This is a genomic window from Streptomyces sp. 8P21H-1, from assembly GCF_013302945.1.
This window is the reverse complement of sequence record NZ_JABTYA010000214.1, coordinates 1-7,135: the sequence shown is the minus strand read 5'-3', so window position 1 is coordinate 7,135 and position 7,135 is coordinate 1. Positions and strand designations below refer to the sequence as shown.

The following is a 7,135-nucleotide window of genomic DNA, read 5'->3' as shown; positions in this document are numbered from 1 at the left end:
CCTGCTGGGCGGACCCGGTGGCCGGCGGGTGACGGGGCCCGCCCCGGCGGCCGTCGGGCAGCCGGCCCGTGAGCACGCCCTGGCGCTGCACGAACTCACCCCGGTCCGCTCCGCGTCGGAGGACGTCTGCACGGCCGGTACGACGGTGGCGGTTCCCGGTTTCCGGGAGGCCCTGGCCTTCGAGTGGACGAAGTTCGCGAGCCTGCGCTCCACACCCTGGACGACGCCGGCGGTCACCGCCGTGGTCGTGGTGATGCTGCCGTCGCTGTTCGGGCCGCTCCTCGGCGACCTGCAGCGGTGGATCGTGGGCGCCACTCCGGCCGCCGCGCTGCAGAAGCTGAGCCAGACCTCCGACGCGAGCCCGGAGACGGCCGGCAGCCCGGGTGCCTGGCCCTCACCGGGCCTGGTCACCGCGTACACGGTCCTCGCGCTGCTCGTCGCGGCGGGCCTGCTGAGGAGGCGCGATGTCTGACCGCCGGCGGAACCCCGCCCCGGTGCTGACGGCCCTGACGGCCGTGGCGGCCCTGGTGGCCGTACTCGTACCGGCCATGCCGGGTGCGTACGCCCGTGACGGCGCCCGCGTCGTCGCGGAACGCAGGGCCGAGGGACGCATCGTCGACCTCACGGTGCGATCGCCCGAGCTGGGCCGGGACGCCGAGGTGCGGCTGCTGACCCCCGACGGCTGGCAGCGGCGCGGGCCGAAGGACCGCTGGCCCGTGCTGTACCTCTTCCCCGGCGGCGACGGCGACCACCGGACCTGGACCGAGGAGTACGGGATCCAGGAAGATCCCGAGCTGCGCGGCACCCTGGTCGTCATGCCGGGGATGCCGCTGTTCGGCTTCTGCACCGACTGGTTCAACCAGGGCCGGGGCGGCCCTCCCGCGGTGGAGGGTTTCCATCTGCGCGAGATGATGCCGCTGCTGGAGCGGGACTACGGGGCGGGGACCCGTCGTGCGGCCGCGGGGGAGTCGCAGGGCGGTTTCTGCGCCGTCTCCTACGCCGCGCGTCACCCGGGGCTCTTCCGTGCGGTGGCGAGCCACAGCGGGTTCGTCCACCCGCTCCAGCATCCGCGGGCGGTACGCGCGGGGGCCACGTATCTCGGCCTCGACTGGCGGGCGATCTGGGGCGACCCCGCCGCCCACCGGGCCAACTGGCGTGCCCACGACCCCTTTTACCTGGCGGAACGCCTCCGGGGCACATCCGTGCACCTGGCCAGCGGCGACGGCACCGCCGGCGCCCTCGACCCGCCCGGCACACCACCCGACCCGCACATCCCCGGTCTGGAGGACCCGGCCCGCCCCTTCCCCGAGGACGTCCTCTCACCGACCGAGGCGGTCATGGAAGAGGAGTCCCGAACCCTCGCCGCCCGCCTGAAGGCGGCAGGGGTCGCGGTGACCACCCACTTCTACGCCGGCACCCACGCACCGCCGTACTGGCGGCGCGAACTGCACCGCTCCCTGCCCCTGCTGCTCCAGGCCCTGGACGGACCGCCGGGACGCGGCTGCCGGGCATGACCGGCAGCGGGGGCAGGGGCAAGGAGAGCGGCCGTCAGGCCGCGCGGCACGGTGGAGAAAGGTCACTGCGACGGACGGGCGGTTGCCGACCCTGTCGTAACGTATATTGTTACGACAGGAGAGGGGGTGGCAGCCACCGTGAGCGCCAACAGCAGACTGACCATCGCCACACACGCGCTGACCTGGATCGGCCTGTATCAGCGGCGTGGCCACGAGGTGGCCACCTCCGAGCAGATCGCGACGAGCGTCAACACCAACCCGGTGGTGATCCGCCGTCTGCTTGCCACGCTGGGCCGGGCCGGCCTGGTCGTCTCGCGGCGCGGGGCCGGCGCGGGCTGGATGCTGGCCCGGGACCTGGCGGCCATCACCCTGCTCGACGTCTACCAGGCGATCGAGCCGGGGCCGGTCTTCGCCATGCATCCCGCGACGCCGGATCCCGGATGCGTCGTGGGCCACGGCATCGGGCCGGCGCTGACCGCCGTCTACGGCGACGCGGAGGCCGCCCTGCACAGGGAACTGGCCGGAACCACGCTGGAGGACGTCCTGCGGGACACCCTGAAATCCGCCTGACCTTCCCGGTCGGAGGCCTTTCCTGCATCCAACGATGTAACCGAAATGGTTACATCAATTTCCGCACCGCTTCGGGTGCTGAGACGAAGGACGAGAACGATGACAGCAGACACGCAGACCTCACGGGCCATGGCCGAGGAGTTCGCGCGACGCCTCGGCAAGCAGGACCCCGACGGCATCCAGGAATTGTTCAGCCAGGAGATCGACTGGTACGTCCCCGGCAGTGACACACTGTCGTGGACCGGGCGTCGTACCCGCCGGGAGGAGGTCGCGTCGTACTTCACCACGATGTGGCCGCACTTCGTACCCGGCCGGAGCGTGGTCGACCTCAAGAGCATCATCGCCGACGGCGGCGATGTGGTCCTGCTGGCGGTGTGGACGCACACCGTCGCGGCCACCGGTAAGGAGTTCACCACCCCGGCGGCCATTCACCTGACGGTCGAGGACGCTCGCATCGTCCGCCTGCACCTCTACGAGGACACCCTCACCGTCGACAGAGCCTTCGACGCAGGCTGAGCGAAGTGCGTTCACGTGCCCGGACCCCGGGCACATGAACGCCGCGCCGCGCCCGCCCGGCTCCGCACCGGCGGCTGCCGGCACCTGCCTGCCGGCGCCACAGCAGCCGGTCTGAACACATGTGCCCCGCGAGCCTGTCGCCAGACGATGACGAACTCGAGCGGTCAGCGGCGCATCACTGCTGTTCAGGAGGTCGGCGCGGACCGCTGAGCGTGCCCGGCCACTTGCTTCTCACCTGGTACCACTCCCTCCGGAACCTCAAGGCCCCAGTCTCCGGGTGTCCACGACAGGTGTCCACGACAGGTGTCCACGACAGGTGTCCACGATCAAGGGGAAGCTTCACGGTCCTACTGGCTCGCGCCCTGGGCGGCGTACTTCTTCTCGATGTTCTCGGCCCGGCTCCTGAATGTGTTGAGCGGCATGAGCAGATGCTCCGCTATGGAGTTGGCGGAGACCCTCTGCTGCTGTGTGTGGATCAGTTCGTGCAGCACGGCCTCGAACTGCGGGGTGAACACCATGTCCTTGGCGCTGAGCTTCTTCTCCGTCCCGGTCCGTGCGTTCTCCGCCTTCTGGGCCTCCCACCGGCGTCGCATGTCGGCGGGCATGGCCGCCTCCAGCCGTTCGGTCGCGCCCTCGACCTGGGCCAGGCGAAGACGCAGCTTGCGTGAGGGGCCGGTGAGCTGTGCCAACTGCTTGTCCAGCGAGATCGTGGACATCTTGAGACGCTTCGCGATCTGGATCCGCAGCGGAGCGTTGCCGTCGGACAGCTCCTTGATCTGGCGGCGCAGCGCGTCGGGCCACGCCAGGGTGAACTTGCCGCCCTCGTCCGTACGGGCGTCGACCTCGGCCCAGAAGGCCGGGCCCGCGGCGGCGATCAGCTTCGGTTCCACCTCGGCCGCGAACTCCGCCCGCTCCCGTGCCAGCCGGTCCGCCTTCAGCTCCCGGGTGTCCGGCGCCTGAGCGCCCGCCCTGGTGCCGAGACGGAGATGACTGGTGTGGGACACCAGCGTCGACATCGCCTCGCCCTCTTCCTCGGCCTCGCTGTTGGACGGGGTGTCCACCACGCCCTGGATGTCGCCACCGGGCGGCAGTTCCCGTACGGTCTCGCCGCTCTTGTCCGTTCCCTTCACCGGTACCGTGTACCGCTGCTCCAGCCCTCCCTGCGCCCCCGCCACGGCTTCACCGAGACCGTCCCCGGCGGGAGCGGGAACCACGTGCCTGGCGGTCGACTCGTACATGACGCGCTGATCGTCACCCATGCTTTCGCGCATGTGGTCCGCGAACTCCCCGGACCGGGCGCCGTCGTGGCCGGTGAGGTTCTTGAAACCGCTTTCTACCGACTCCCGGAAGTAATGGTTCCCCCTCGGGTTGTACACCAGGTTCAGTTCGAGCTTCTCCCGGAAGTAGCGCAGCATCGCGAGACACGCGTCGCACGGCCGCTTCGGGCCGCGGATGTGGATGGGGTCGTGCTCGGTCGCCCCGGTGAACTCCGCGTTCTGCAGCAGCTGGAGCAACTTCTGCTCGGCGTGCATCTTCCCCGCCCCGACCCCGTTGTGCACCAGGTAGGCGTAGCCCGAGTACTCCCCGTCCTTGGCCAGCAGTGCGGCCAGGTGCCGGCGGTGCCCGGGCTCCTGGGACGCCTCGTTGGACACATCGACCAGACGGATGCGTGAGGCTTCCCGCAGCGCCTTCAGGGTGGCGTTGTCCCGCTTGAACCCGCCGGTGCCGCCCTCCGGCTCGTCCAGGTCCATGGCGTCCGTGCCCAGCGGTTCCAGCCGCTGCGTCCGGGGGGTGAGGCCCTCCCTGATCTTCAGCAGGGCCTGGTGGTCGCGCCGCTTGCGCTCCTGGCTCTTCTGCGCCCTGGCCCCCGGCGCCGCCGCACCGGTCTCCTCCTCCGGTTCGGTTCTGCGCCGTTTTCCGCCTTTGGCCCTGTCGGTCTGCTGGGCACCCGCCGGCCGTTTGCCCCTGCTCCTCACGGAAGCCGCGGCGTCGGCCCCGGCTTCGACCTCGGCCTCGGACTCCGACTCGGTATCGCTCCCGCCGCTCTCCACCTCGTCCCGGGTGCTGCCGAAGTCCGTCCCCATCAGCTTCTGGAGCGTGTCGGCGCCCCCCAGGTCGTCGTCCTCGCCCAGTCCCCCGCTCAACTCCCTGAGCAGGTCGAAGAGCCGGTGCATGGACTGGTTGTAGTTGCTGGCGAAGACCAGGTGGCCGTTGACCAGCATCGCCTGGATCTCCTGCTCCTTGACCGGTTCGGCCGTCTTCTTCTTCCCGGTCCTCCCCGCCTCGGCCTTCCCCGCTCCGGCCTTCTTCGCCCCGGCCGTCGGCGTCGTCCCGCCGTCCCGCGCCTTCCGCTCCTCGTCGGCTATGGCGGCAAGCATCTGACGCGTGAGGTGCCGCAGGCTCTGCCCTTCCCGGTCGTTCTCGTAGTCACGGGCGTAACGGATCACCACCTCTTTGGTGATCCGGCCCCACTGCTTCTTGTTCTGCTTGCAGGTGCAGGCCTTGGCGAGCTTGTCGACCTCGGCGATGATCTCGTCACGGCCGGGGAACTGTCCACCCGCCGTAGCCTTCCCCCTGACGCTCGGAGTGCCTTTCTCCATCCGGGCCACGACCGGCCCGCGGCCTGCGTCACCGCCTCCACCGCCACCGGTCCGGGATGCCCGTCGTCCGGTCGACGGCGCCCGGCCCGCGCCCGCGGCGAACGCCGTGCCGTCCGTCTCCGCCTGCTGCTCGGAGTCCTGCCGCGGATCGGTGACCGTGACTCCGGCATCGCTGGTGGTACCCGTTTCCCGCACCCCGGCGAGGTTGCTGCTGACGTGGCTCAGCTCGTGCCCGACCACCGACTTGTCGCCCGCGACGCTCGGCGGAAGAAAGATGTGGGAGCCGACCGTCATCGCCCGGGCGCCCAGTGCCGCGGTGGCCCGTTGGGCCACGTCGTTGTCGTGGATGCGGGTGGAGGACAGATCATTCCGGTAAAATGACTCTGCCTCTTTGCGAAGACCATCGGGTAGTGGACGACTCGGGGAAGCCATGGCGGCGTCAAGGAGTGCGCGCTGAACAACGGGTTCGCCGTCCCCGCTCCTGTCGGTGTTCGCGTCCTTGCCGATGTCCGCGCTGATCTCCGCGCCCGCATCGGCGTCCAGGTGCCCGCAGCCGGCACCGTGGACGTGTCGGGCCTTCTCGACCAGGCGCGCGACCACCCGGTTGCCCACCGAGCCCTGAAGCGCGGCAAGTCTCGCCGGGGTCATCGGCCCGCCGCCCGGCCCGCCGGTCAAGGGCGGGGTGCGGCGGGCCCCGGGTAAGGACGGGGTGCGGCGGGCCCCCGGCACCCGGCTCCCGGTCTTGCCCTCGGGTTGTTCGTCGTGTGCGCGCATGGCGGTTTCCTCCCGGTCCGACCGACCGCGGCGTACACGGCCGTGCCCGCCGTTCTAACCGCCCGAATTGCGGCGCCAAAAGGGTCACACGGGCACACCCGAGGGCAACAGGACGCACGGGATGACTAGTTCTCCCCTGTGTGCCGGGTCAGGCGGTACGCCCAGGGCAGGGCACCTGGGACACGCGCTGCCGACCTCGCCTTCCGGTCGCGCCGTACGTTCCCCCTCCCGGGGGTGAACCGGGTGACGGCGATACCCCGGATGAGCGGAGTCGGCGTCCCCACGCGCCGGGGGAGTGGGTGGACGCTGCCGGTGCGGCTTCCCGGCGCCCGTCGGCAACAACAGCAGCAGTTCCGGCTCCGGCACGAGTGCCGCGAACCACTGGGATTTCACCGCTGTCGACGTCTGGCTGTCGACGTCTGCAGGAAGGGACTGGCCCCGGGTCCCGAGCCCGGCGACTGACGGGCGAACGCCGCAGCGCCTGCTCCGGCGGTGACGTCATGCCCTGCCGGGAGGTCGAGGAGCACCTGCCGACGGACCCGCGCGTGGTCGCCGCGGCGGTACTGCCCCTGCCGCATCCCCTGATGGGGGAGCAGGCCTGCTCCTGCGTGGTGATCCGCAACGCGCAGCCCGGACTGACGCTGCGTCAGTAAAACTCGGTCATGCGGGAGTCCGGAGTGGTCGCGTACGCATTGCCGGACAGCCTCGTCGCTCTGCCGAAGCTGCCCCTCACCGGGGGCGGCAAGATCGGCAAGAAGGAGCTGCGGAGGGGCGTGGCGGGTTGACGGGCCGCCTGGCGCGAGCGGCGGCCCGGACAGCCGTTCCGGGGACCGCCGCGGCGCACGGCCCGGTCAGGTCGTCCGGGCCGGCAACCCCTCCAGGACCGCCTGCGGGCCCCGGCGGTGGCCGACCTCCGTGGTCAGCTCCACCCAGCGGGGGCCGAGCGAGGTGAGGAGCGGGAACTCCTCGGGGGCGAGGGCGCCGATCCGGTCGCGGTGCGGTGGCCGGTCCAGGCGCGCGTGGTGGCGCTCCCGGTTGAAACGCACGGTGAGTTCGTCGGCGGTGTAGTACCAGATGACGCGGTAGGCGTAGACGGCGTCCTCGGGGGTCGTCCCGCACTCGTCCTCTCGCTGTATCTGCAGCGGGTCCTGGAGCTGGGAC

At 71.0% G+C, this 7,135-nt stretch carries 6 protein-coding genes and 2 pseudogenes; 6 read left to right on the top strand and 2 right to left on the bottom strand.

Translation table 11 applies throughout. The features are described 5' to 3' along the window. The 4 genes and pseudogenes from HO151_RS03665 to HO151_RS03650 form a co-directional block, all read left to right on the top strand. Positions 1-472 (top strand): annotated as a pseudogene (locus HO151_RS03665) (hypothetical protein); the annotation flags it as partial. Then, the gene (locus HO151_RS03660; RefSeq protein WP_254594688.1) at positions 465-1,514 is read left to right on the top strand and encodes an alpha/beta hydrolase family protein; all 1,050 of its coding nucleotides are present in this window, start codon (positions 465-467) and stop codon (positions 1,512-1,514) included. The pseudogene HO151_RS03665 and the gene HO151_RS03660, both read left to right, overlap by 8 nt. A gap of 138 nt (positions 1,515-1,652) precedes the next feature. After that, on the top strand, positions 1,653-2,084 hold the full coding sequence (locus tag HO151_RS03655) for an Rrf2 family transcriptional regulator (RefSeq protein ID WP_173894669.1): 432 nt from the start codon (positions 1,653-1,655) through the stop codon (positions 2,082-2,084). Positions 2,085-2,183: 99 nt separating this feature from the next. Continuing rightward, positions 2,184-2,600, top strand: coding sequence for a nuclear transport factor 2 family protein (locus HO151_RS03650; RefSeq protein ID WP_173894667.1), 417 nt, complete (start codon positions 2,184-2,186; stop codon positions 2,598-2,600). A 347-nt stretch (positions 2,601-2,947) separates the two neighbouring features. Here the strand turns inward: HO151_RS03650 and HO151_RS07330 are convergent, their stop codons facing one another. Next, the gene (locus HO151_RS07330) at positions 2,948-5,974 is read right to left on the bottom strand and encodes a DUF4157 domain-containing protein (protein ID WP_254594687.1); all 3,027 of its coding nucleotides are present in this window, start codon (positions 5,972-5,974) and stop codon (positions 2,948-2,950) included. A gap of 500 nt (positions 5,975-6,474) precedes the next feature. Here HO151_RS07330 and HO151_RS03640 point away from each other — a divergent pair, with 500 nt between their 5' ends. After that, the gene (locus HO151_RS03640; protein ID WP_173894666.1) at positions 6,475-6,627 is read left to right on the top strand and encodes a hypothetical protein; all 153 of its coding nucleotides are present in this window, start codon (positions 6,475-6,477) and stop codon (positions 6,625-6,627) included. 9 nt (positions 6,628-6,636) lie between these two features. Then, entirely contained in the window at positions 6,637-6,759 is a 123-nt protein-coding gene (locus HO151_RS07585) for a hypothetical protein (RefSeq protein WP_302479539.1), read from the top strand. A gap of 66 nt (positions 6,760-6,825) precedes the next feature. On the opposite strand, the pseudogene HO151_RS07580 reads toward HO151_RS07585, so the two are convergent. Next, positions 6,826-7,135: pseudogene (locus HO151_RS07580) on the bottom strand (hypothetical protein); the annotation flags it as partial.

Bases quoted from the DNA above. Each gene is read 5' to 3' on its own strand.
- HO151_RS07585 (WP_302479539.1), top strand. From the start codon at position 6,637: ATGCGGGAGTCCGGAGTGGTCGCGTACGCATTGCCGGACAGCCTCGTC.
- HO151_RS03660 (WP_254594688.1), top strand. From the start codon at position 465: ATGTCTGACCGCCGGCGGAACCCCGCCCCGGTGCTGACGGCCCTGACG.
- HO151_RS03650 (WP_173894667.1), top strand. From the start codon at position 2,184: ATGACAGCAGACACGCAGACCTCACGGGCCATGGCCGAGGAGTTCGCG.
- HO151_RS03640 (WP_173894666.1), top strand. From the start codon at position 6,475: ATGCCCTGCCGGGAGGTCGAGGAGCACCTGCCGACGGACCCGCGCGTG.
- HO151_RS07330 (WP_254594687.1), bottom strand. From the start codon at position 5,974: ATGCGCGCACACGACGAACAACCCGAGGGCAAGACCGGGAGCCGGGTG.